The organism is Pseudomonas sp. B21-009 (assembly GCF_024749345.1).
Classification (GTDB): Bacteria; Pseudomonadota; Gammaproteobacteria; order Pseudomonadales; family Pseudomonadaceae; genus Aquipseudomonas.
The window spans coordinates 3140524-3161406 of the sequence record NZ_CP087199.1; the positions used below are offsets into that span (position 1 = coordinate 3140524).

Below are 20883 nucleotides of genomic sequence, written 5' to 3' on the forward strand. Positions count from 1 at the left end.
TGTGAGGACCGCTCCAATGCATTGTCAAACCATCGTTCTGGGCGCCGGCATCGTCGGCGTGTCCACGGCCCTGCACCTGCAGGCACGCGGGCGCAAGGTGATCCTGATCGACCGTGAAGAGCCGGGCAGCGGCACCAGCCATGGCAACGCCGGGCTGATCGAGCGCTCCAGCGTCATCCCCTATGCCTTCCCCCACGAGCTGTCGAGCCTGTTGCGTTACGGCCTGAACCGCCAACCCGACGTGCGCTACAGCTTCACCCACCTGCCCAGGATCGCCCCATGGCTGTTCAAGTATTGGCAGAACTCCTCGCCCGCCGGCCTTGCCGTGGCCACCCAGGCCATGCTGCCGCTGGTGCAGCGCTGTGTCGAGGAACACGACGCGCTGATCGATGCCGCAGGCCTCGGCGAGCTGGTCAAGGCCAGCGGCTGGATCGAGGTGTACCGCAATGAAGAGGCCTACCGCAAAGCCGTGGCCGACGCCCATGCCCTGAAAGCCTATGGCTTGAAGTACGAAATTCTCGACCGCCAGCAACTGCACGCGCGCGAAGTGGACCTCAGCGACAAGGTGGTCGGCGGTATTCACTGGCTCGACCCCAAGACCGTCAGCAACCCCGGCGGCCTGACCCGCGGCTATGCGGCGCTGTTCGTCCAGCGTGGCGGCCAGTTCATCCACGGCGATGCCCGCACCCTGCGCCAGATCGGCAGCGACTGGCAGGTCGACAGCCGCCAGGGGCCGATCAGCGCGCCGGAAGTGGTGGTCGCCCTCGGTCCGCAGTCGGCCGAGCTGTTCAAGCCGCTGGGTTATCGCATTCCGCTGGAAATCAAGCGCGGCTACCACATGCACTATCGTGCCCGTGACGGCGCCGAGCTCAAGCATTCGATCTGCGATGCCCAGGGCGGTTACGTGCTGGCGCCGATGGCCATGGGCATCCGCCTGACCACCGGCATCGAGTTCGCCGCCAGCAGCGATGCCGCCAACCAGATCCAGTTGCAGCGCTGCGAAGCGTTGGCGCGCAAGGTCTTCCCGCTGGGCGAGCGGATCGATGCCGAACCCTGGCTGGGCCGCCGCCCGTGCCTGCCGGACATGCGCCCGGTGATCGGCCCGGCCGCGCGCCACAAGGGCCTGTGGTTCAACTTCGGCCATGCCCACCACGGCCTGACCCTGGGCCCGGTGACCGGCCGCCTGCTGGCGCAAATGATCACCGGCGAAACACCCTTTACCGACCCTGCGCCGTACCGCGCGGACCGCTTCAACTGATCGCGGGAGAATAACAACATGACCGCTTCACTGAGCCTTGCTACCCCAACCCCTGCCCTTGCCGCCGACCCGCGCAAGGTCGTGGTGACCATCGAGGGCCTGAACAAGCACTACGGCGCCTTCCATGTGCTGCGCGACATCAACCTGCAGGTGCGTGAGGGCGAGCGTATCGTCTTGTGCGGCCCTTCCGGTTCGGGCAAATCGACGTTGATCCGCTGCATCAACCGCCTGGAAATCGCCGAACAGGGCAACATCCGCGTCAACGACACCGATCTTGCCCTGACCACCCGCCAGGCCGCCGAGGTGCGCAGCGAAATCGGCATGGTGTTCCAGCATTTCAACCTGTTCCCGCACATGAGCGTGCTCGACAACTGCACCCTGGCGCCGATGAGCGTGCGCGGCCTGTCGCGCAAGGAGGCCGAAGACCGCGCGCGCTTCTACCTGAACAAGGTCGGAATCGAAAGTCAGGCCGGCAAATACCCCAGCCAGTTGTCTGGCGGCCAGCAACAACGGGTGGCGATCGCCCGGGCGCTGTGCATGAAGCCGAAGATCATGCTGTTCGACGAACCGACCTCGGCGCTGGACCCGGAGATGGTCGCCGAAGTGCTGGATGTGCTGGTGAAACTGGCCGATACCGGCATGACCATGCTCTGCGTTACCCATGAAATGGGCTTCGCCCGCCAGGTGGCCGAGCGGGTGCTGTTTCTCGATGGCGGGCAGATCATTGAAGACGCAGCGCCCGAGACGTTCTTCAATAACCCGCAGAGTGCGCGGGCCAAGGGCTTTCTGGCGCAGATACTGCACTGAGGCCTTTGGGCAAGGCTTCGCCTTGCATCGCTGGCAAAGCCAGCTCCCACAGAGATCTCTGCAACACTGAGGACCTGTGGGAGCCGGCCTTGCCGGCGATGGGCTGCGTAGCAGCCCTGGTTTGCTTGCGAGAAATACTAGTTATGTTATAACGCACCACCCAATCACTCAGCGACCGCCACCTCACCCATGCCACCCGCCACCCAACGCCTGCTTTGCATCGACGCCCTGCGCGGCCTGGTCATTGTCTTCATGCTCCTTGACCATGTACGCGAAACCTTCTTTCTGCACCGCCAGGTCAGCGACCCGATGGATGTCGCCAGCACCGACCCCTGGCTGTTCCTCAGCCGTACCCTCGCCCACCTGTGTGCGCCGGTGTTTGTCCTGCTGACCGGTTTGTCGGCTTACCTGTATGGCGAAAAGCACCAGGGCAAGGCTGCGGTTTCGGCCTTCCTGTTCAAGCGTGGCCTGGTCCTGGTGCTGCTGGAGTTCACCCTGGTCAGCCTGGCCTGGACCCTGGAACTGCCGCCCAAGGTGATCTACCTGCAGGTGATCTGGGCCATTGGCTTGAGCATGATCGCCCTGGCCGGCCTGGTGTGGCTGCCGCGCCCGCTGCTGGTGGTAGTCGGCGTGCTGATCGTCGCCGGGCACAACCTGCTCGACCCGCTGCACTTCGCTGCGGGCTCGGCGCTGCATATCCCTTGGGCGATCCTGCATGACCGTGGCTGGATCGAGGTAGCCGACAACTTGCGCCTGCGTACCTCGTACCCGTTGCTGCCATGGATCGGCGTAATTGCCCTGGGCTATGCCATGGGCCCCTGGTTTGCCAAAGACGCGGATGCGCAGGCACGTCAGCGCAAGTTGCTGCTGTGCGGTATCGGCGCCCTCGCCGGTTTCCTGCTGCTGCGCCTGCTCAACGTTTACGGCGAGGCTCGGTGGCAGGTTGGCGAAACCACGCTGCGCACACTGATGAGCTTTTTCAACATCACCAAGTACCCGCCATCGCTGCTGTTCCTGGCCCTGACCCTGGGTGTCGGCCTGTTGCTGCTGCGCAGGTTCGAGCACCTGCAAGGCAGCCACGCGATCCGGGTGCTGAGCGTATTCGGTGCCGCGCCGATGTTCTTCTACCTGCTGCACCTGTACGCACTGAAAGTGCTGTACCTGATCGGCGTCGCCTGCTTTGGCCTGAACCAGGGCAGCTACTTTGGTTTCGACGGGGTCTGGTCGGTATGGCTGACGGCGATGATCTTGAGCGTTGTGCTCTATCCGCCGGTGCGCTGGTTCGCCGTCCTCAAGGCCCGGCGCCGCGATATCGGTTGGCTGAAGTACTTCTGAACAGGCCCGCCCCTGCAATCAGGGGCAGGCCTGGCAAGGCTTACTGCGGGTGCATTTTTGATTTGATCAGGCCGGCGATGAAGGTGAGCACCGCGCCCCCTGCACCGCCGCCGACAATACTGCTGATCAGTGCCGGCAGGTCCAGCGAACCGCCCGCGGCCACCGCCGCACCGGGTTCACCGGTAAAGGCTGCGAGTATCTGCCCGACAATCACCCCACCCACTCCACCGAAGATCGAGTTGAGTAACGGGCCCATGCTTTGTTTACTCATACCGGCTGCGTTGCCGCCCACCACACCGGCAACAATCTGAATAATCAGACTGACAATATCCATGATCCAACCCCTTTGTAGCGTTATCAATTGACGACTCGCGTCCTGCTACTTCAGAAAGTCACGACCACGGGAACAGAGACGCCGCGCTCCGGTCAACGACGGCACACTGTTGCGGATAGGCACAGTATAGGTAGCCAGCGGCCAGTGCGCCAAAACGGCGCTCAGGGCTTGATGTTCTTCAGGCAGTTGAGCAGGCCCAGCAGCTCGTGCAGTTTGTCTTCGCCGAACTGCTCAAGGATGCGCTGGTAGTTGTGTTCCATGTCTTCGCTCATGTCGACGAAGCATTGCTGGCCCTGTCCGGTCAGGCCGACGAACACCCGGCGCTGGTCCTGGGTCGACTTCTTGCGCCGCACCAGGCCGTCACGCTCCAGGCGCGCGAGCACGCCGGTCATGCTCGGCTTGAGGATGCAGGCCTGCTCGGCCAGTTGGTGGCTTTCCAGTTCGCCTTGCTGGCGCAGGATGCGGATCACCCGCCACTGTTGTTCGGTCAGGCCATGGGCGTTGAGCGAGGGGCGGAAGAAGGCCATGGCGGCTTCGCGGGCTTGCAACAGGGTCAGGGTCAGGGACGGTCTTGGAGTGGGCATGGTTCAGGCTGGTAGTCATCGGTGACAGCCAGCTTAAGAGAAACCGCGCGATGCAGCAAAGCCGCGCAGGCGCTGGTTCGGCCATACACCGGACGCTTGTTAAATATAATGAACTGGCCGCAGCAGGCGCCTTACCGGTTATCGGGGGCTGCAGGCTGATAATTGCATCCAGGCAATCTCAAGCTTCGCCCGTGCAATCTGAAGTCGTTTGACATATTAAACGGCTCTGGCAAGCTATATGACAGGTTTCGACCGGATACAGCCCCTTGCTTGGCGTACCGGCAGTGCTCGAAACCTCAGGCAGCGCAAAGGTTCCAGCAGCGCGCCTGCACAATAATGACAGGCTGCGCCTGTCCCAAGGTGACATATGCCCAACAGCAACATTGGCAATAAGAATCAAACCCTTCGCAAACCCGTCGTGCTGATGACCATGGGCTCCCAGGAGCGCAAAGGCCACGACTATCAGGTAATGACCCACAAATACATCGTACCGCTGGTTGAACACGCCGGCTGTGTACCGGTGCTGGTGCCGACCTGCTGCGGTACCGACGACCTCGAAGCCTACCTGGACATGGCCGACGGTGTTTACCTGACCGGCGCCGGCAGCAACATCGACCCGGCCCTGTACGGCCAGGAGAACGAAACCCCGGGCAAGGCCCAGGACCGCGACCGCGACCTGTTCGACCTGCCGCTGGTGCAACTGGCTATCGCCCGTGGCCTGCCGATCTTCGGCATCTGCCGTGGCATGCAGGAAATCAACGTGGCGCTGGGTGGTGACATCTACCAGAAGGTCTACACCGAGCCAGGCTTCAACGACCACCGGGAAAACCCGGACGATCCGGTCGATGTCCAGTACAGCGCGGTTCACAGCGTCAAACTGGAGCAAGGCAGCTGGCTGCAAAAGTTGCTGCAGAGCGATGAAATCCGCGTCAACTCGCTGCACGGCCAGGGCCTGAAAAACCTCGGCGAAGGCATCGAACCCCTGGCCCGTGCCGAAGACGGCCTGGTCGAAGCCATCCACGCCCCGAGCCTGTCGCCTTTCCTCTTCGCAGTGCAATGGCACCCGGAATGGCAAGCGGCGAAAAACCCCGACTCGGTGAAGATGTTCCAGGCCTTCGGTGAAGCCTGCCGCAAGCAGGCTGCCAAGGGTCAGGTGGTGAAGAAGCTGGGTACCGCTGCCTGATTGCAATCGCGGGTCAAGCCCGCTCCCACACGAGTTTACACACGCTGTGGGAGCGGGCTTGACCCGCGACAGGCTACTTGCCAATCACCCAGGCCCCTGCAAACGCGGCGCCCAGTCCTCGACTTCGGCCTTTTCCAAACGTCGTGACAGGGTCCGGCGCCAGGAAGCCGCCAGCGGCAGTTCCAGGCACTGGCGAATCACCTCGAGGTCGACCTGCCTGTCGAACAGCACCGACGACAAGCGCGCTACCGACCACTGCGGATGCGGCCGTGCGATCAGCTCGATGTTCATGCCGGCAGCCAATATGCCTTCTTCCAGCACCCGGTAGTACCAGCCGGTACGGCCGCTTTGCTGGACCCGCAACGACATGTCTTTTACCCCGAAGCGGTCATTGAGTTTCCAGCACGGCATGCGCCCCTGGGAAATCTCCAGCAGCGCGCTGCCAGCGCGAAAGCGATCGCCCAGGCATACGGTCTGCTCGGTCCAGCCGCAGGTGCTTAAGTTTTCGCCGAAGGCGCCCGGAGCCTGCAGCAGCGGATGCTCGCCCAGCTCTGCAGCCCAGGCGGCATAGTGTTCGCGGGGGTAATGGTGGATGGCCTTTTCGACCCCGCCATGCACGCGCAAGTCGCCCTGCTCGTCGCCAACCAGGCCCAGTTCGGTGACCGCGACCTCGCCGTCACGCGGCATCTTGGCGATGGCACTGGATGAGCCCGGACGGGTGAAAGGCACGGCGCGCCCGGTCAATACGCTTTGCAGTTGCAGTTGTTGCGCCAGCATGGGCGACTCGCTCCTGGTGAAGTTCGGCGAAGTGTAAGGGTATCACTGAGCGCCGCCCGCACCAGTGCTCAATAGCGATCTGCCAGGCATGGGCAAAAGTCCTCGAGCCTCGCTATGCTGCAAGGCATGAACGCCACCCTGCCCACCCGCACCCCCTGCCCGCCCGGCGCTTGCGACTGCGGCCGCGAGACGCTGCAGGACCCGCGCATCCTGCTGCTGACGCGCCAGGAAGAAAAGCGCCTGCTCGAACGCCTGGAAAACCTGCACAGCCTTGACGACCTGGAGCACATGCAGCGGCGCTTGTACGAGCAGTTGGGGATTCGGCTGCAGATCACTCCGAGCTTCAACGAGGTGCGGACCATGCGCGGTATCAGCATCCAGATCGAAGACCTGCCGGGCTTGTGCCGCAAGACCCGGCAGAACATTCCAGCGGCGATTCGCCGGGCACTGGAGAAGCAGCCGGAGATTGCCTACCGGCTGCTGGATGCCCATGACTTGTTGCGCGATACCTGAAGGCTTACCAGTTGTAGGTCAGGTCGGTGGTGATGGTCCGCCCTTCGCCGTAGTAGCAGTCCACGTCACTGGTGCAGCGGCTGACGTAGGTCTTGTCTTCGAGGTTCTGCAGGTTCATCTGCACCTTCACGCCCTTCAGGCGCAGCGGCGATTGCTGCAGGTCGTAGGAGAGCATGGCGTCGTACACGGTGTAGGACGGGATGCTGAAATGCCCGTCGGCAAAATCGGTACCGTCGCTACCGCGCACATAACGCGCGCCCAGGCCCATGCCGAGGCCAGCGACCTTCGTGTCGCCGGTGAAGTGGTAATCCAGCCACAGTGCTGCGGTCATCGGCGGCGTGCCGGACGGATGACGACCTTCGCGGCCGTCGTTGTCCTTGGTGTAGACCACGTCGCTGCGCGACACCGAGGCGATCAGGCCGAGGTTGTCGGTGAGGCTGGCCTTGCCCTCAAGCTCGACACCGCGTGAACGCAGCTCGCCGACCTGGCTATTGAAGCCGGGGTTGCTGACATCGGCGGTGAGGATGTTCTGCTGCTTGATCTCGTACACCGAGAGCTGGATGAAGCTGTCCTGGCCAGGCGGCTGGTACTTGATGCCGGCCTCGACCTGCTTGCCGGTGGACGGCTCGAACGCTTTGCCGGCGTAGTCGGCGCCGGCCAGCGGCAGGAATGATTCGGAGTAGCTGAGGTAAGGCGTGACGCCATTGTCGAAGGCGTAGCCCAGGCCGGCGCGGCCGGTGAATTTCTCGTCCTTGACAGTGGTATGGGTGCCAGCGAGCGGCTCCTTGTTATCGGCCTCGGCCCAGTCATAGCGACCACCGAGGGTCAGGAACCAGTTATCCCATTTGAGCTGATCCTGCACGTACAGGCCGGTCTGGTTGATGGTGCGGTCCCATTTGAACGGCTGGCCGAAGTTCATAGGCTTGCCGTACACCGGGTTGTAGAGGTCGATGATCGGCGGATTGCGGTCGTACAGGCCGAGGAATCGGGAGTTGGAGTGGTAGTAATCGACACCGATCAACAGGGTGTGGGCGAGGTCGAAGGTATTGAACTTGGCCTGGGCCATGTTATCGATGCCGAACACCTTGTTGCGCTGGGCCCAGTCGACGCCAAAGCGGGTCATGGCGCTCTGGTCGTCGGCGCCGGTGACCGGGTTGGGCACGAAAGCGTAGCCGTGCAATGGCGCCCTAAACTTGTCATCGACGTAGGCGTAGCGGGTGTTCTGCTTGAGGGTCCAGACATCGTCCAGCTCATGGCTGACTTCGTAGCCGAAGGTGTACTGCTCGCGATCGTAGGCGTTGACCCCCGGTTCACCGATGAAGCGGCTGCGCTTGATCCGCCCGTTGGCGCTGGCGAACACCGTGCCCACCGCCGGCAAGCCCTGGGCTTCGGGTACGCCGTTGTCGCGCTGGTAATGGCCGTAGATGGTCAGGCGGGTCTGCTCGTTGGGGCTCCAGGTCAGACTCGGGGCGATCATGTAGCGCTGCTGTTCGACGTAGTCGATTTCGCCGTTCTTATCCAGGCCCATGCCGGTGACCCGGTACTGGTACTCGCCCTGGTCATCCACCGGGCCGGCGAAGTCGAAGGCACCATAGCGGCGGTCCTGGCTACCGCCACCGATCTTGACCTCATGCAGCGGCGTCGCGGTCGGGCGCTTGGAGACCATGTTGACCAGCCCGCCTGGCTGGTTCTGGCCGTAGAGCACCGAGGCCGGGCCCTTCATCACCTCGATGCGCTCCAGCGCGTAGGGGTCGATCTGCAGGGCGCCACCGGTACTGCCACCGCCATACGGCAGGTGCAGGCCGTCCAGGTACAGCGGCGTCGGGCTGAAGCCGCGGGAGGTCGGTTCGTCGAAAATCCCCACCCGGTCGGAGAAACCGCCACCGGTAATGCCCGGGGTGTAGCGCAGGGCCTGGGTAACGGTCTGCGAACCCAGCGCCGTGATTTCATCCTGGGTGATGACGTTGATGGTCTGCGGCACTTCCAGCACCGAGGTGTCGGTTTTGGTCGCGGTACCGGTGCGTTTGGCCACATAGCCCTGCACCGGGCCCCAGGCGTCTTCACTGGCGTTGGAGACGATCTGGGTCAGGCCCAGCTCCAGCGCCCCGCTGTGCTCGGCCGGCACCAGGCTCCAGGTGCCGCCGGCGGTGATATTGAGGTTGAGGCCGCTGCCATTGAGGGCCTGGCTGGCCGCTTGCTCGGGCGTGAACTGGCCGCTGACCGCCGCTGAGCGCTTGCCTTGCAGCAGCGCAGGCTTGACCGACAGCACCCGCCCAGACTGCCGGGCGATACGGCTCAGGGCTTCGCCCAGGTCGCCGGCCGGGATCTCAAAGCGCTGGCTGGCGCTGACGCGGCTGTCGGTTTGCGCCACGGCGTACAGTGGCGCGCTGCTGCCCAGGGCGATGGCAAGGGCCAGCAGGCTGGGACGGATCATGGAGTCGGGCATGGAGGTGTTGGCTCGTTCAAAGTTGTTGTCGATAACGAGGACACGCCACGCAACAAACCCCCTCAAGGAAATCGCAATTATTTTTATTTAGATCACATCGATGCGGGTCAACCAGCCGCCAAAGCTGTCGACCCGGATCGGCAAGGTCTCGGCCAGGGAGCGCAAGGTGCGTTCGCTGTCATCCAGCGGAAAGCTGCCATAGACCCGCACCTGCGCGGCCTGCGGGCTGATGCGCAGCAGCCCGGCGCGGTACGGGCGCAAGGCTTCGATCAGTTCGCCCAGGGGTTCGTCGCGCACATCCACGCGGCCCTCGGTCCAGCTCGCCCGGGTACGCAGCGACGCGGCCAGCGGCTGGCTGGCGTGGCCATCGAAACGAAAGGCCTGGCCCTCCTCCACACGCAAGGCGGGCGCACTGCCGCTTCTGAGCAGCACGCTGTGCTGCTGCACCGAGACCAGGCTCTGTTGTTGTTCCTGGCGCACGCTGAAGCGCGTGCCCAGGGCCTGCACCTGGCCTTCGCGGGTGGCGACGACAAAGGGCCGGCCCGGCTCTGCAGCAACCTCGGCTTGCAGCTCGCCGTCGCGCAGCAGCACCAGCCGCTGCCCGGCGCTGAAGCGCACATCCACCGCGCTGCGCGCATTCAGGCACAGCCGCGAACCATCGGCCAGGGTGAAGGTGCGCCGCTCGCCGGTGCCGGTGCGCAGGTCGGCGAGCAGGTCGCCCAGTGGCGTCATGCGATTGCCGAGCGCGCCGGCGCCCAAACCCAGCAACAGCATCGCCAGGCCGCCGCCCAGGGCCTTGCGCCGCGACGGCGACGGCAAGGCGCGCAGGCTGCGGCTGGCCATGGCCAACTGGCCGGGGCTACGCTGCTCGGCCTGCTGCAGATCAGCCAGGGGTTCGTCGAGCAAGGCGTTGACCCGCTGCCAGGCGGCCTGATGGCCGGGCGATTGCTTGAGCCAGGTGTTGAAGGCCAGCAGCAACGGGCTGCCGGCCGGGGCATCCTCCAGCTTGAGCAGCCAGTCCACCGCTTCGTGGGTAGCGCGGTCCAGTGGTGTGCTGCTCATTCTGGCCTGGCGCTCAGGCAATGCAGGAAGGCCCGGCGCAGGTCACGCTCGACCGTCGCCAGCGACACCCCCAGGTGCTCGGCGATGGCCGGCTGGCTCAGGCCTTCGAGACGATGCAGGATGAACCCATGGCGCACCCGCGGCGGCAGGCCGTCAAGCAGGCGATCGATTTCAGCCAGGGCTTCGCGCACCAGCAGCACGTCTTCAGCCGAAGGCATGCACTGCTCGGGCAGGCTCGCCAGCTCGTCGAGGTAGGCCTGCTCCAGCGCCCGGCGGCGGAACAGATTGCTCAGCAGGCGGCGGGCGACAGTGGCGAGAAACGCCCGCGGCTGGTCAAGGGCGGGCAAGGCGCTGCTGGTCATGGCCCGCACAAAGGTGTCCTGGGCCAGGTCCGCGGCATCGTCCGGGCAGTTCAGCCGCCGGTACAGCCAGGCTCGCAGCCAGCGGTGATGGTCACTGTAGAGGTGGGCGACGATAGCCTTGGAGTCGACAGAGCTCGGCACGAGGGTGATCACACATTAATGGTAATTACTCTCATTATCATGATGCTGGAGTGATTGCACAATCCCCTTTCGCGGGGCAAGCGGACTTGCCCCGCGCGGCGGGCTCAGCGCAAACGCGCCCTGATCCGGTGGCAAACATCCAGCACCTGCTCCACCTCACCCTCGCCCAGGTCGATCTTGCAGGCCATGTTGCTGAACACCTGCGCCGCCTCGGCCTTGAGCTCACGGCCCTTGTCGGTCAGCAACAGGTTGCGCCGGCGACGGTCGTTGGGGTCGAGGTACACGGTGATGAAGCCGTTGTCGGCCAGGCGTTTGACGATCGGCGTCAGGGTGCCAAGGTCGAACAGGGTCAGCTCGCTCAGGGCGCTGATCGAGACATCGTCCTGGCCCCACAGGCCGGCCATCACCAGCAGTTGCGGGTAGGTTACGCCGCGCTTTTTCAGCGGCTCGGCGTAGTCGCGAACCATGGCGTTGGCCGTCGAGTACAGCGAGAAGCACAGCATCCGGTCGAAGTCGAAGGTCGGGTCAAGCATAGGCACCTCCGCGCACACGGCTCAGTTCATGCACGGCATTGACCAGCGTGGCCACCGCCTCGGGCGAGGTCGCCGGGGAAATCCCGTGGCCCAGGTTGAACACATGGCCAAAGCCCGCAGCAGGCGGCCCGAAGGCCTGCAGGGTACGCTGCACTTCATGGCGGATACAGGCCTCATCACCCAGCAACACGCTGGGGTCGAGGTTGCCCTGCAGGGCAACACTGTTACCCACCAGTTGCCGGGCCATGCCCAGGTCGCAGGTCCAGTCCAGGCTCAGGGCATCGGCGCCGCTGTCGGCCATCTCCGCCAGCCACGGGCTGCCGCCCTTGGTATAGATGATCGACGGTACGCGCTGGCCGTGGTGGGTCTTGTGCAGGCGCGCCAGCACCTCGCGCATGTAAAACAGCGAAAACCGCTGGTAGGCGCCGTCGGCCAGCACCCCGCCCCAGGTGTCGAAGATCATCAGCGCCTGGGCACCGGATTCGATCTGCGCATTGAGGCTGGCCGCCACCGCCTGGCTGGTGACCTGGAGAATGCGCTGGAGCAGCTCCGGGCGGCGGTAGAGCATCTTCTTGATCAGCTGGAAATCGCCCGGCGGGCCGCCTTCAACCATGTAGCAGGCCAGGGTCCAGGGGCTGCCGGCAAAGCCGAGCAGTGCCACCTTGGGGTCAAGCTCGCGGCGGCTCTGGGCCACCGCCTGGTACAGGTAGTCCAGCGCTTCGGGCTCTGGCACGCGCAGGCGCTTGATGGCCTGCTCGTCACGCAGCGGATGGCGAAAGCGCGGGCCTTCGCCATGGCCGAAATACAGGCCCAGGCCCATGGCATCGGGCACGCTGAGGATGTCGGAAAAAACGATGGCCGCATCCAGGTTGAAACGCCGCAAGGGTTGCAAGGTGGCTTCGGTGGCGTAGTCCGGGGTTTTCACCAGGCTCAGGAACGACCCGGCCCGGGCCCGCAGCTCGCGGTACTCGGGCAGGTAGCGCCCGGCCTGGCGCATCAGCCAGACCGGCGTATGCGTTGTCGGCTGACGCAGCAAGGCCTTGATTAGGGTTGTAGTGTGCAAGGACAGGTAACTCGTACTGGATTCGCGAGAATCGTTGGAAAGACCGCCTATCAGTGGCGGTTGGGCAAAGCGTGGGCAATCTCGCGGCGCAAGGCCTCGATGCTGGCGCGGTAATCGCCCTGGGCGAAAATCGCCGTGCCGGCCACGAACATGTCGGCACCGGCGGCGGCCACCTGGCCGATGGTGTCAAGGTTGACGCCGCCGTCCACCTCCAGACGGATCGCCCGGCCACTGTCGTCGATAAGCTTGCGCGCTGCGGCAATCTTGGGCAATACCGCAGGGATGAACTTCTGTCCGCCAAAGCCCGGGTTGACCGACATCAGCAGGATCAGGTCGAGCTTGTCGAGCACGTATTGCGCGGCGTCCAGGCCGCTGGCCGGGTTGAACACCAGGCCCGCCTTGCAGCCCAGGTCCTTGATCAGTTGCAGCGAACGGTCCAGGTGCAGGGTCGCCTCGGGGTGAATCGAGATGTAGTCGGCGCCGGCTTCGGCAAAGGCCTGGATCATCGCATCCACCGGCGTCACCATCAGGTGCACGTCGATCGGCGCGGTGATCCCGTGGCTGCGCAGGGCCTTGCAGAACTGCGGGCCCATGGTCAGGTTGGGCACATAATGGTTATCCATCACATCGATATGGATGACATCGGCACCGGCGGCCAGTACCTGCTCGGCTTCAGCGCCGAGGCGGGCGAAATCGGCCGCCAGAATCGACGGTGCAATCCAGAACTCTTTCACGGGTGTACTCCATTACTCATTGACTAATCGTTGCCGCGGCCCGGGCTCACGCTGAAGCAGCGCGGCGTTGATCTGCGCGATCAAGGCCGTGCCGGGTTCCTCCAGGTGAAAATGATGGCCGCCCTCATGCCAGTGCACCTGGGTGGCCCAGGGCAAGGCGTTTTTTCTTTTATCGAACTGGGCACCGGCAAACAGCCCCTGGCGCCCGAGCAGCAGGTGCAGCGGGCAGCTGATCTGGCGCAAAAAGTCGCAAGCCTGGCGCTCGGTCAGTTGCATAGGCTCAGGCAGCACCAGGCGTGGGTCGTGGCGCCAGCGGTAGCCGTCGCCGACACTGAGCAGGTCGCGCATGGCCAGCAGCCGCGCGCCCTCAGCGCACAGGGTGCCGTCGATGCTGTTGCGCCGCTCGCCGATGGCCGCTTCAAGGCTGCCAAACTGTGCCGATTGCGGCGCTGAAAACCCATGCAAGCGGGTACGCAAGGCCAGGCGCAGCAGGCGCTGGGATTTTTTCAGGTGCTCGACGGTGTCTTCTTCGGCAATGGTAAAGGGTGCGCCCATGCCGTCGATGAACACCATGCTGTCGATCGACTTGTTCATCGCCGCCAGAATCGATGCAACCCCGGTGCCCATTGAGTGCCCCAGGACCGAAAAACGCTTCCAGCCCAGGCACTCGACCAGGGCGTTCATGTCGTCGGCGTGTTCCCACAGGTAATAGCCGCTGTCACCCCGACGGTGCTCGGAGCGGCCGTGACCGGCCAGGTCCGGGGCGACCACGAAGCAGTCCTCGAGCAGCGGCGCGAGCCGTTCGAACGACGCTGCGTTGTCCAGCCAGCCATGCACGGCGAGCACCGGGTGGCCGCGCTCATTGCCCCAGATGCGCAAGGCGAAATGGTTGCCGTTGACGTCCAGCGATTGCTCGCGACCTCTGTTGCCCAGACTCATATCCGCACATCCTGTATGCCTGAATCACCGATAAAAAAGCGCCACTCAACCGGCCACGGCCAGTTGCGCATGGCGCGCTGTCTGTTGCAGTTGCTGCAAGTCGAACTTGCCATTGGCGGTGCGCGGCAGGTTGCCCTCGATGCTGATCGACAGCGGCACCTTGTGCGCTTCAAGGCCATGGCGGCAACGTTCGAGCAAGTGCTCGGCACTCAGGCTGACACCTTGGCCCAAGGTGACGAACGCCCATAGCCCCTCGCCGACCGAGGCATGTTCGATACCGACCACCGCCGCCGCTTCGACACCGTCGATGGCATACAGAAAGCTCTCGACCTCGCTGGGGCTGACCTTCATGCCGCGCGACTTGATCATGTGGTCCATGCGCCCCTGGAAGTACAGGTAGCCATCCTGGTCGAGGCTGCAATAGTCGCCGGTGTACAGCACGCTTTCCCCCGGGTACGGCCCCGGCTTGAGTTTTTGCGCGGTGGCCTGGGGGTTGCGCCAATAGCCGGCCATCACCGTGGCGCCGCGAATCACCAGCTGGCCGACCTGATGCGGCGTGTCGATGCGCCGGCCCTCATCGTCCACCAGCCACAGCTCGGTGTTGGGGATGGCGATGCCGACACTGCCCGGCTTGTCGTCGATGTCCTCGGGCGGCAGGTAGGTGCAGCGCTTGCACTCGGTCAGGCCGTACATCGAGAAGATCAGCGCCTGGGGGAACAGGCCCTTCATCTGCGCAATATGGTTGGCCTTCAAGGCCGCGCCGGTGTTGGTGACCATGCGTACCTGCGGGAAGGTCGCCTCGCGCTTGTGCGCATACTCGTGCAGGAGCATGAGCATGGTCGGCACGAACGGGATCACCGTGACCTGGTACTGGCGGATCTTCTTGATCAGGAAGATCGGCCAGGTGAACTCCTTCTCCAGCACCAGCGTGGCCCCGGCGCTCAGGGCCATGATCATCTGGTACAGGCCGTAGTCGAACGACAGCGGTAGCGAGCACAGTACATTGTCGCTGGCCTGGTAGCCCAGGTAGGTGTGCAACGAGTTGAGCGCCGCGAGCATATTGCGGTGGGTGAGCATCACGCCCTTGGGCGCGCCGGTGGAGCCGGAGGTGTAGATGATCGCCGCCAGGTCCAGGTCAAGGTTGCCGCACGGCAGCGGAATGCCGGCGCCCTGCCCCAGCAGGCTTTCGAGCGTGTGGGTATCGGCTGCGTCGGCTTCGCCGTCGAGCAATACAATGGCCTTGAGGTAGCTCAGCCCGGCGGTGCCGGGCGCCAGGCTGGCGAATTTCTCCGAGGTGGTGATCAGCACCGAGGCCTCGGCATCGCGAATGATGTAGTCGAGGCTGTCGGCCGGGGTTTCCAGGCCGACGTTGACCATCACCCCGCCGGCCCGCAGCACGCCCCAGAAGGCACAAACGGTTTCGACCCGGTTGCCCAGGCACACCACCACGCGTTCCTGGCGCAGCAGGCCATTGACCTGCAGGCCGGCGGCCAGGCGCCCGCTGGCTTCATCGAGCTGGGCGTAGGTGTAGGTTTCATCGGCGTAGATGATCGCCGCTTTGTCCGGGTGCAGGCCGTTGGGGGTTTCCAGCACCTGCTGCAGGAGGACGTCAGACGCCTTCATGCTGCACCTCGGTACGCGACCGGCGCACGACCGCCGGCTGACGATGAGCGTCGATGTAGCCCGCCAGGGTCGCCACGGTGTTGAAGTGGCCCGGGGCGATGGTGTCGGGATTGACGAAGAAGCCTTCGATGTCGTCTTCGAGGTTGACCAGCAGCTCCATCGAGGTCAGCGAGTCCAGGCCGAGGTCGTCGCGCAGGTGCGAGTCGGCGCTGATCACGGTGTTTTCTGGCAGCTTCAGCACCACCCGCAGGATCTCGCCAAGCTGGCGCTGGGTCGCGGCCTGGGCGATCGGCGTCGGCTCGCCAGGTGCCGCTGCCGGTGCGGCGCCGAGCATGGCCGACAGTGGTACGTCGGCATGGCTGTCGCGAATGTCCAGGGCGGTTTGCCGGGCGCGGGCGAGGAACAGCTGGCCGTTGCTGACGATCACCTCGGCCGGGTGGCCATGGCTGTGGAACAGGGTGGGCGATGCGGACGGGCCATAGGCGCCGGAAGCGGTGACAGCGAGGATGTCGCCCTCGTGCAGGGTTTCGATCTGCAGGTCGCGGGCCAGCAGGTCGTCGGGGCTACAGAGCGGCCCGGAGATATGGTATTCGCGCAGCGGTGCGCCGGTGCTACCGGTGGCATGGACGATACGAAAGTTGCGCTTGAGCACCTGGCCGCTGCCAGCGGCGGCGCCATGGCAGTTGGTACCGCCATCGGTGACGGCAAAGGTCTTGCCGTGGTTTTCCTTGATGTTGTCGACCGTCACCAGCAAGGCGCCGCACTTGCCGGCGATAAAGCGCCCGGACTCGACGATGATGCGGGTCTGCGGGAACTGCTGGTTGAAGGCTTCGAACAGCGGCGCCAGCAGTTGCTTGAGCTGGCGGGTGTCGAGTTCGTTCTCGTTCTCGTAGTACTTGATGCCCAGGCCGCCACCGACATCGACCATGCTCATGTCCAGGTTGTAGCGCCGGGTCAGGCTGCGGAACAGGCCGAGGATGTACTTGGCGTTGTCGTACACCGATTGCGCATCGAGGATCTTGGTGCCGTTGTAGACGTGAATGCCCTTGATCTTCAGGTTGGGCAACGCTGCGTAGTCACCGAAATTGGCCACCGCGGTGTCTTCTTCGATACCGAAGTGGGTCGGCCGCCCGCCCATCTTCCACGGCGAGCCGGAGGCGGAGAAATTCGGGTTGATGCGGATCGCCACCGGCGCCACGCAGTTCAGCTCGCCGGCCAGGGCCGAGAGCTTGCGCAGCTCGGTCTCGGACTCGACGACGATGGCGAACACCCCGACCTCCAGGGCGCGCCGGTGTTCTTCAGGCTTTTTATAGGGCCCGAGGAAAATGATGTCCTGGGGGTCGACCCCGGCCTTGAGGGCAATTTCCAGCTCGCCCAGCGAGCAGACTTCGGTGTTACCGCCGTAGGAGCGGATCAGTTTTACCAGGGACAGGTTCGGGTTGACCTTCAACGCATAGAAGATGTCCACACAGTCCGGCAATGCATCGCGCAACTCGTTGAAAACTGTTGCGCAGCACGGCTTCATCGTAGAGGTAGGTCGGTGTCCCGAACGTTGCTTTTGCCTGGACGACCAGTTCCTTGGAAAGCTTCATCTGTTGCTCCCTTCGTTCTTATAGTGTGCCGCCGCTGCGCGCGTACCCCGTCCCGGCTCGAAAGCACCGTCACAGGGGCGAATAGCGGGATGGCGTCAAGGTTGGTTGCGCACCACTGCCGGACGTGTGCTGACGTCCGGCATAAAACTTTGCGCGCAAAGTTTGTGAAATTCTGCGGCCGCATTTGCGGTGATGTCAAGATAATTCCACGGGGTTTTGGCTGCGACACAGCGACACGCATTTACCGGCACGATCAATGCAGAACAGCAGTAATTCACTACAGCTTGCCCATAACAGGTGCCGTATTGGCCAATGAATACGGGGGTTTGATCTGATCCGGTGTTAACACAGGTTTCTGAGTCTGTTTTGTATGTCGGCAGCTTCCTAGAGTCTGCGCCTGTGCCCCTGCCCCACGGCAGGGCGAGCCATACAGGAACTGTGGAAACTAGCCATGAGCACACATCAACAGGCGCAGGCCTATAACTACAAGGTGGTCCGGCAATTCGTCATCATGACGGTGGTCTGGGGTATCGTCGGCATGGCCATGGGCGTCTGGATCGCCTCGCAACTGGTCTGGCCAGAACTTAACCTCGACTTGCCCTGGACCTCGTTCGGCCGCCTGCGCCCCTTGCACACCAGCCTGGTGATCTTCGGCTTTGCCGGTAGCGCGCAATTTGCCGCCAGTTACTACGCCGTGCAGCGCACCTGCCAGGTGCGGCTGTTCAGCGACAAACTCGCCGCCTTCACCTTCTGGGGCTGGCAGGCGACCATCGTGATCATGCTGGTAAGCCTGCCCCTGGGCCTGACCACCACCAAGGAATACGCCGAGATCGAATTCACCGGCGCGGTGTGGATGGCCATCGTCTGGGTCGCCTACGGCATCGTCTTCTTCGCCACCCTGATGCGCCGCAAGGCCAAGCACATCTACGTCGGCAACTGGTTCTTCGGCGCCTTCATCGTGGTCATCGCCATGCTTCACGTGGTCAACCACCTGTCGATCCCGGTCAGCTGGTTCAAGTCGTACCCGGTGTACGCCGGGGCCACCGACGCCATGGTCCAGTGGTGGTACGGCCACAACGCCGTGGGCTTCTTCCTGACCACCGGCTTTCTCGGCATGATGTATTACTTCGTGCCCAAGCAGGTCGGTCGCCCGGTGTACAGCTATCGCCTGTCGATCGTGCACTTCTGGGCGCTGATCACCCTGTACATCTGGGCCGGCCCGCACCACTTGCACTACACCGCCCTGCCCGACTGGGCGCAATCGCTGGGCATGGCCATGTCGTTGATCCTCCTGGCACCCAGCTGGGGCGGCATGATCAACGGCATGATGACCCTCTCCGGCGCCTGGCATAAGCTGCGCAGCGACCCGATCCTGCGCTTTCTGGTGCTGTCGCTGGCGTTCTACGGCATGTCGACCTTCGAAGGCCCGATGATGGCGATCAAGACCGTCAACGCCCTCTCGCACTACACCGACTGGACCATCGGCCACGTACACGCCGGTGCCCTGGGCTGGGTGGCGATGATCACCTTCGGTTCGCTATACCACATGATCCCGAAAGTGTTCGGCCGCGAGCAGATGTACAGCGTCGGCCTGATCAACCTGCACTTCTGGCTGGCCACCATCGGCACTGTGCTGTACATCGCCTCGATGTGGGTCAACGGCATTGCCCAGGGCCTGATGTGGCGCGCCACCAACGACGACGGCACCCTCACCTACTCGTTCGTCGAGGCGCTGGTGGCCAGCCACCCGGGCTTTATCGTGCGCTTTGTCGGCGGCGTGTGCTTCTTGAGCGGCATGCTGCTGATGGCCTACAACACCTGGCGCACCGTGCGTGTGGCCGATGAAAAACTGGCGCTGAACAACGCCAGCCTGGCCTAGGAGGCCCGACCATGGATGACTGGCTGTATGCACTGTATTGCCTGAGCGGCGTACTGTTCTTCTACCTGGTCACCAGCGCCTGCCTGCAGCGTCACAGCGGCGAAGTGGACGATCAGGCCAGCCTGATACCCTTCGCCGATGACCCGGCGGTGGCCCGCCGGGTCGAGGCCGCCACCGGCAAGCCGGTGCCGGCAGTGGCGCCGGATGCGGCCCTCAAGGCCTGAGCCGCGCCGGGCTCAGAAGGCGCCCAGGTAGCCCTGCCCGCGCAGCACTGCCACCAGCTGCGCGACGCAGGCGTCGACATCCTGGCTTTCGGTGTCCAGCAGCAGCTCCGGCTGCTGCGGCGCCTCGTAAGGTGAGTCGATACCGGTGAAGTTCTTGATCTGCCCGGCCCGGGCCTTCTTGTACAAGCCCTTCACATCGCGCTGCTCGCAAGTGGCCACACTGGCCTTGACGTAGACCTCGACAAACTCGTCGCCCTTGACCAGCTCGCGCACCAGCTGGCGATCGGCGCAGAACGGCGAGATGAACGAGCACAGCACAATCACCCCGGCATCAACAAACAAGCGCGAGACCTCACCCACGCGGCGGATGTTCTCGATGCGGTCGGCTTCGCTGAAACCCAGGTCCTTGTTCAGCCCGTGGCGGACGTTGTCGCCATCGAGCAGGTAGGTATGAAAGCCCTGGTCGATCAAAAACTGATCCAGCGCATTGGCGATGGTCGACTTGCCTGCCCCGCTCAACCCGGTGAGCCAGATGATGCACGGCTTTTGCCGCTTGAGCCTGGCCCGTGCCTGCTTCTCGACCGCTTGTGGATGCCAGACGATATTGGTTCCGACTTTTCCCATGTCCATCGACCTCATGCAATAACGGTTGAAGTTCCACTTCACGCTGTGTCATCGGCTGCCCGGCGGTTCAAACCGGCGGGAACGGCAGCACCCGGTCGATGACATAGGTAGACAGTTTTTGCGGTAACAACTTCTGCACCAGAATCAGCAGCTTGACGTCACTGGACAGGTTGATGCGAAACTGGCGCCTGAAGCAGCCCTTGAGAATCGCCGCGGCCGCCTGGCCTGCGGGCATCGGCTTGCCACGGCCCATCTTGGCCTTGATCCAGGCCGGCATATGCTCAAGCTCACCGGCGTACATCGGCGTGTCCAGGTCGCCCAGGCAGGCCAGGTGCACGTGCACCTGGCGCGGCAACAGCTCGCGGCGGATGGCATCGGCAAAGTTGTTCAGGCCGCCCTTGGAGGCGGCGTACAACGAATAACCGGCCGCGCCCACCAGGCCAAAGCCCGATGAGATGAACAGCACATGGGCGCCGCGACGCAGCAAGGGGATGCCCAGGTAGGTGGACGACACCGCGCCGAGCAGGTTGATCTTCAGGTTGCGGTTGACCTCCTGCAGGCTCTTGTAATCGCCCAGCAGGTCGATGGTGGCAATCGCCGCGTTGACGATCAGAAAGTCGATGGCCTCAAAGCGCCGGCTGATCGTGGCAAAGGTGCTGCACATGGCCTGCTCGTCGGCAACATCACAGACGAAGGTGTGCACGTTGATCCGGCTGTTCAGCGCCTCAAGGCTGGCCTTGGCCGCCTGCAGCCGGCCCTCGTCGCGGGCCAGCAGCAGCACGTCATAGCCTTTTCTGGCCAGTTGCCCGGCCAGCTCCAGGCCCAGGCCGGATGAGCCGCCGGTAATCAATGCGATCTTGTTCATCGGCT

21 protein-coding genes are annotated in these 20883 nt (G+C 63.8%); 7 read left to right on the plus strand and 14 right to left on the minus strand.

Going from position 1 to position 20883, the window contains the following annotated elements; translation table 11 throughout:
- Window positions 1-16: 16 nt before the first annotated feature.
- The 3 genes from LOY34_RS14400 to LOY34_RS14410 all read left to right on the plus strand — a co-directional run bounded on the left by LOY34_RS14400 (window position 17) and on the right by LOY34_RS14410 (window position 3400).
- Window positions 17-1258 (plus strand): FAD-binding oxidoreductase, encoded by a 1242-nt coding sequence (locus LOY34_RS14400; protein WP_195884264.1) that lies wholly within the window; start codon window positions 17-19, stop codon window positions 1256-1258.
- An 18-nt stretch (window positions 1259-1276) separates the two neighbouring features.
- Window positions 1277-2065, plus strand: a complete 789-nt coding sequence (locus LOY34_RS14405; protein WP_195884265.1) for an amino acid ABC transporter ATP-binding protein — start codon at window positions 1277-1279, stop codon at window positions 2063-2065.
- 189 nt (window positions 2066-2254) lie between these two features.
- Entirely contained in the window at window positions 2255-3400 is a 1146-nt protein-coding gene (locus LOY34_RS14410; protein ID WP_195884266.1) for a DUF1624 domain-containing protein, read from the plus strand.
- A 40-nt stretch (window positions 3401-3440) separates the two neighbouring features.
- Here the strand turns inward: LOY34_RS14410 and LOY34_RS14415 are convergent, their stop codons facing one another.
- Window positions 3441-3734 (minus strand): hypothetical protein, encoded by a 294-nt coding sequence (locus LOY34_RS14415; protein WP_010222003.1) that lies wholly within the window; start codon window positions 3732-3734, stop codon window positions 3441-3443.
- A 161-nt stretch (window positions 3735-3895) separates the two neighbouring features.
- Window positions 3896-4318, minus strand: coding sequence for a homoprotocatechuate degradation operon regulator HpaR (gene hpaR / locus LOY34_RS14420; RefSeq protein ID WP_258663298.1), 423 nt, complete (start codon window positions 4316-4318; stop codon window positions 3896-3898).
- Between the two features lie 367 nt (window positions 4319-4685).
- Between hpaR and LOY34_RS14425 the strand changes: the two genes are divergently transcribed.
- Window positions 4686-5501 carry a gamma-glutamyl-gamma-aminobutyrate hydrolase family protein gene (locus LOY34_RS14425; RefSeq protein ID WP_195884267.1) on the plus strand — a complete coding sequence of 272 codons (816 nt, stop codon included), beginning with the start codon at window positions 4686-4688 and terminating at the stop codon, window positions 5499-5501.
- Window positions 5502-5585: 84 nt separating this feature from the next.
- On the opposite strand, the gene LOY34_RS14430 is transcribed toward LOY34_RS14425, so the two are convergent.
- Window positions 5586-6278 (minus strand): MOSC domain-containing protein, encoded by a 693-nt coding sequence (locus LOY34_RS14430; RefSeq protein ID WP_195884268.1) that lies wholly within the window; start codon window positions 6276-6278, stop codon window positions 5586-5588.
- A 126-nt stretch (window positions 6279-6404) separates the two neighbouring features.
- Between LOY34_RS14430 and LOY34_RS14435 the strand changes: the two genes are divergently transcribed.
- Window positions 6405-6791, plus strand: coding sequence for a hypothetical protein (locus LOY34_RS14435; protein WP_195886003.1), 387 nt, complete (start codon window positions 6405-6407; stop codon window positions 6789-6791).
- 4 nt (window positions 6792-6795) lie between these two features.
- On the opposite strand, the gene LOY34_RS14440 is transcribed toward LOY34_RS14435, so the two are convergent.
- The 9 genes from LOY34_RS14440 to LOY34_RS14480 form a co-directional block, all read right to left on the minus strand.
- Complete coding sequence (locus tag LOY34_RS14440; protein WP_408980880.1) at window positions 6796-9225, minus strand: TonB-dependent siderophore receptor; 2430 nt, start codon at window positions 9223-9225, stop codon at window positions 6796-6798.
- Window positions 9226-9324: 99 nt separating this feature from the next.
- A complete protein-coding gene (locus LOY34_RS14445) occupies window positions 9325-10299 on the minus strand; it encodes a FecR domain-containing protein (protein WP_195884270.1) in 975 nt (324 codons plus the stop codon).
- Window positions 10296-10802, minus strand: a complete 507-nt coding sequence (locus LOY34_RS14450) for a sigma-70 family RNA polymerase sigma factor (RefSeq protein WP_045198458.1) — start codon at window positions 10800-10802, stop codon at window positions 10296-10298. Before LOY34_RS14450 ends, LOY34_RS14445 begins: the two co-directional genes overlap by 4 nt.
- Window positions 10803-10906: 104 nt before the next feature.
- Window positions 10907-11335, minus strand: coding sequence for a MarR family winged helix-turn-helix transcriptional regulator (locus LOY34_RS14455; RefSeq protein WP_038994982.1), 429 nt, complete (start codon window positions 11333-11335; stop codon window positions 10907-10909).
- The gene (hemE, locus tag LOY34_RS14460) at window positions 11328-12404 is read right to left on the minus strand and encodes a uroporphyrinogen decarboxylase (protein ID WP_195886004.1); all 1077 of its coding nucleotides are present in this window, start codon (window positions 12402-12404) and stop codon (window positions 11328-11330) included. Before hemE ends, LOY34_RS14455 begins: the two co-directional genes overlap by 8 nt.
- Before the next feature lie 44 nt (window positions 12405-12448).
- The gene (gene rpe, locus LOY34_RS14465; protein WP_045198215.1) at window positions 12449-13132 is read right to left on the minus strand and encodes a ribulose-phosphate 3-epimerase; all 684 of its coding nucleotides are present in this window, start codon (window positions 13130-13132) and stop codon (window positions 12449-12451) included.
- A gap of 12 nt (window positions 13133-13144) precedes the next feature.
- Window positions 13145-14071, minus strand: coding sequence for an alpha/beta fold hydrolase (locus LOY34_RS14470; protein ID WP_258663306.1), 927 nt, complete (start codon window positions 14069-14071; stop codon window positions 13145-13147).
- A gap of 45 nt (window positions 14072-14116) precedes the next feature.
- A complete protein-coding gene (locus LOY34_RS14475) occupies window positions 14117-15694 on the minus strand; it encodes a class I adenylate-forming enzyme family protein (protein WP_093382133.1) in 1578 nt (525 codons plus the stop codon).
- Complete coding sequence (locus tag LOY34_RS14480; protein ID WP_258663309.1) at window positions 15681-17219, minus strand: phosphopantetheine-binding protein; 1539 nt, start codon at window positions 17217-17219, stop codon at window positions 15681-15683. The genes LOY34_RS14475 and LOY34_RS14480 overlap by 14 nt, the downstream gene beginning before the upstream one ends.
- Before the next feature lie 518 nt (window positions 17220-17737).
- Here LOY34_RS14480 and ccoN point away from each other — a divergent pair.
- Both ccoN and LOY34_RS14490 read left to right on the plus strand, forming a co-directional pair.
- Window positions 17738-19165, plus strand: coding sequence for a cytochrome-c oxidase, cbb3-type subunit I (gene ccoN, locus LOY34_RS14485; protein ID WP_045198209.1), 1428 nt, complete (start codon window positions 17738-17740; stop codon window positions 19163-19165).
- Window positions 19166-19176: 11 nt separating this feature from the next.
- Window positions 19177-19389: a hypothetical protein gene (locus LOY34_RS14490; protein ID WP_038994976.1), complete on the plus strand. Its 213-nt coding sequence runs from the start codon at window positions 19177-19179 to the stop codon at window positions 19387-19389.
- A gap of 12 nt (window positions 19390-19401) precedes the next feature.
- On the opposite strand, the gene cysC is transcribed toward LOY34_RS14490, so the two are convergent.
- Together cysC and LOY34_RS14500 are read right to left on the minus strand one after the other, a co-directional pair.
- The gene (cysC, locus tag LOY34_RS14495) at window positions 19402-20013 is read right to left on the minus strand and encodes an adenylyl-sulfate kinase (RefSeq protein WP_045198205.1); all 612 of its coding nucleotides are present in this window, start codon (window positions 20011-20013) and stop codon (window positions 19402-19404) included.
- A gap of 67 nt (window positions 20014-20080) precedes the next feature.
- A complete protein-coding gene (locus LOY34_RS14500) occupies window positions 20081-20878 on the minus strand; it encodes an SDR family oxidoreductase (protein ID WP_045198203.1) in 798 nt (265 codons plus the stop codon).
- Window positions 20879-20883 lie beyond the last annotated feature (5 nt).

Bases quoted from the DNA above. Each gene is read 5' to 3' on its own strand.
- LOY34_RS14470 (WP_258663306.1), bottom strand. From the start codon at position 14,071: ATGAGTCTGGGCAACAGAGGTCGCGAGCAATCGCTGGACGTCAACGGC.
- LOY34_RS14440 (WP_408980880.1), bottom strand. From the start codon at position 9,225: ATGATCCGTCCCAGCCTGCTGGCCCTTGCCATCGCCCTGGGCAGCAGC.
- LOY34_RS14415 (WP_010222003.1), bottom strand. From the start codon at position 3,734: ATGGATATTGTCAGTCTGATTATTCAGATTGTTGCCGGTGTGGTGGGC.
- LOY34_RS14475 (WP_093382133.1), bottom strand. From the start codon at position 15,694: ATGAAGGCGTCTGACGTCCTCCTGCAGCAGGTGCTGGAAACCCCCAAC.
- LOY34_RS14445 (WP_195884270.1), bottom strand. From the start codon at position 10,299: ATGAGCAGCACACCACTGGACCGCGCTACCCACGAAGCGGTGGACTGG.
- LOY34_RS14425 (WP_195884267.1), top strand. From the start codon at position 4,686: ATGCCCAACAGCAACATTGGCAATAAGAATCAAACCCTTCGCAAACCC.
- LOY34_RS14500 (WP_045198203.1), bottom strand. From the start codon at position 20,878: ATGAACAAGATCGCATTGATTACCGGCGGCTCATCCGGCCTGGGCCTG.
- LOY34_RS14430 (WP_195884268.1), bottom strand. From the start codon at position 6,278: ATGCTGGCGCAACAACTGCAACTGCAAAGCGTATTGACCGGGCGCGCC.
- LOY34_RS14410 (WP_195884266.1), top strand. From the start codon at position 2,255: ATGCCACCCGCCACCCAACGCCTGCTTTGCATCGACGCCCTGCGCGGC.
- LOY34_RS14405 (WP_195884265.1), top strand. From the start codon at position 1,277: ATGACCGCTTCACTGAGCCTTGCTACCCCAACCCCTGCCCTTGCCGCC.
- cysC (WP_045198205.1), bottom strand. From the start codon at position 20,013: ATGGGAAAAGTCGGAACCAATATCGTCTGGCATCCACAAGCGGTCGAG.
- LOY34_RS14490 (WP_038994976.1), top strand. From the start codon at position 19,177: ATGGATGACTGGCTGTATGCACTGTATTGCCTGAGCGGCGTACTGTTC.
- LOY34_RS14435 (WP_195886003.1), top strand. From the start codon at position 6,405: ATGAACGCCACCCTGCCCACCCGCACCCCCTGCCCGCCCGGCGCTTGC.
- LOY34_RS14455 (WP_038994982.1), bottom strand. From the start codon at position 11,335: ATGCTTGACCCGACCTTCGACTTCGACCGGATGCTGTGCTTCTCGCTG.
- ccoN (WP_045198209.1), top strand. From the start codon at position 17,738: ATGAGCACACATCAACAGGCGCAGGCCTATAACTACAAGGTGGTCCGG.
- LOY34_RS14480 (WP_258663309.1), bottom strand. From the start codon at position 17,219: ATGAAGCCGTGCTGCGCAACAGTTTTCAACGAGTTGCGCGATGCATTG.
- LOY34_RS14400 (WP_195884264.1), top strand. From the start codon at position 17: ATGCATTGTCAAACCATCGTTCTGGGCGCCGGCATCGTCGGCGTGTCC.
- hpaR (WP_258663298.1), bottom strand. From the start codon at position 4,318: ATGCCCACTCCAAGACCGTCCCTGACCCTGACCCTGTTGCAAGCCCGC.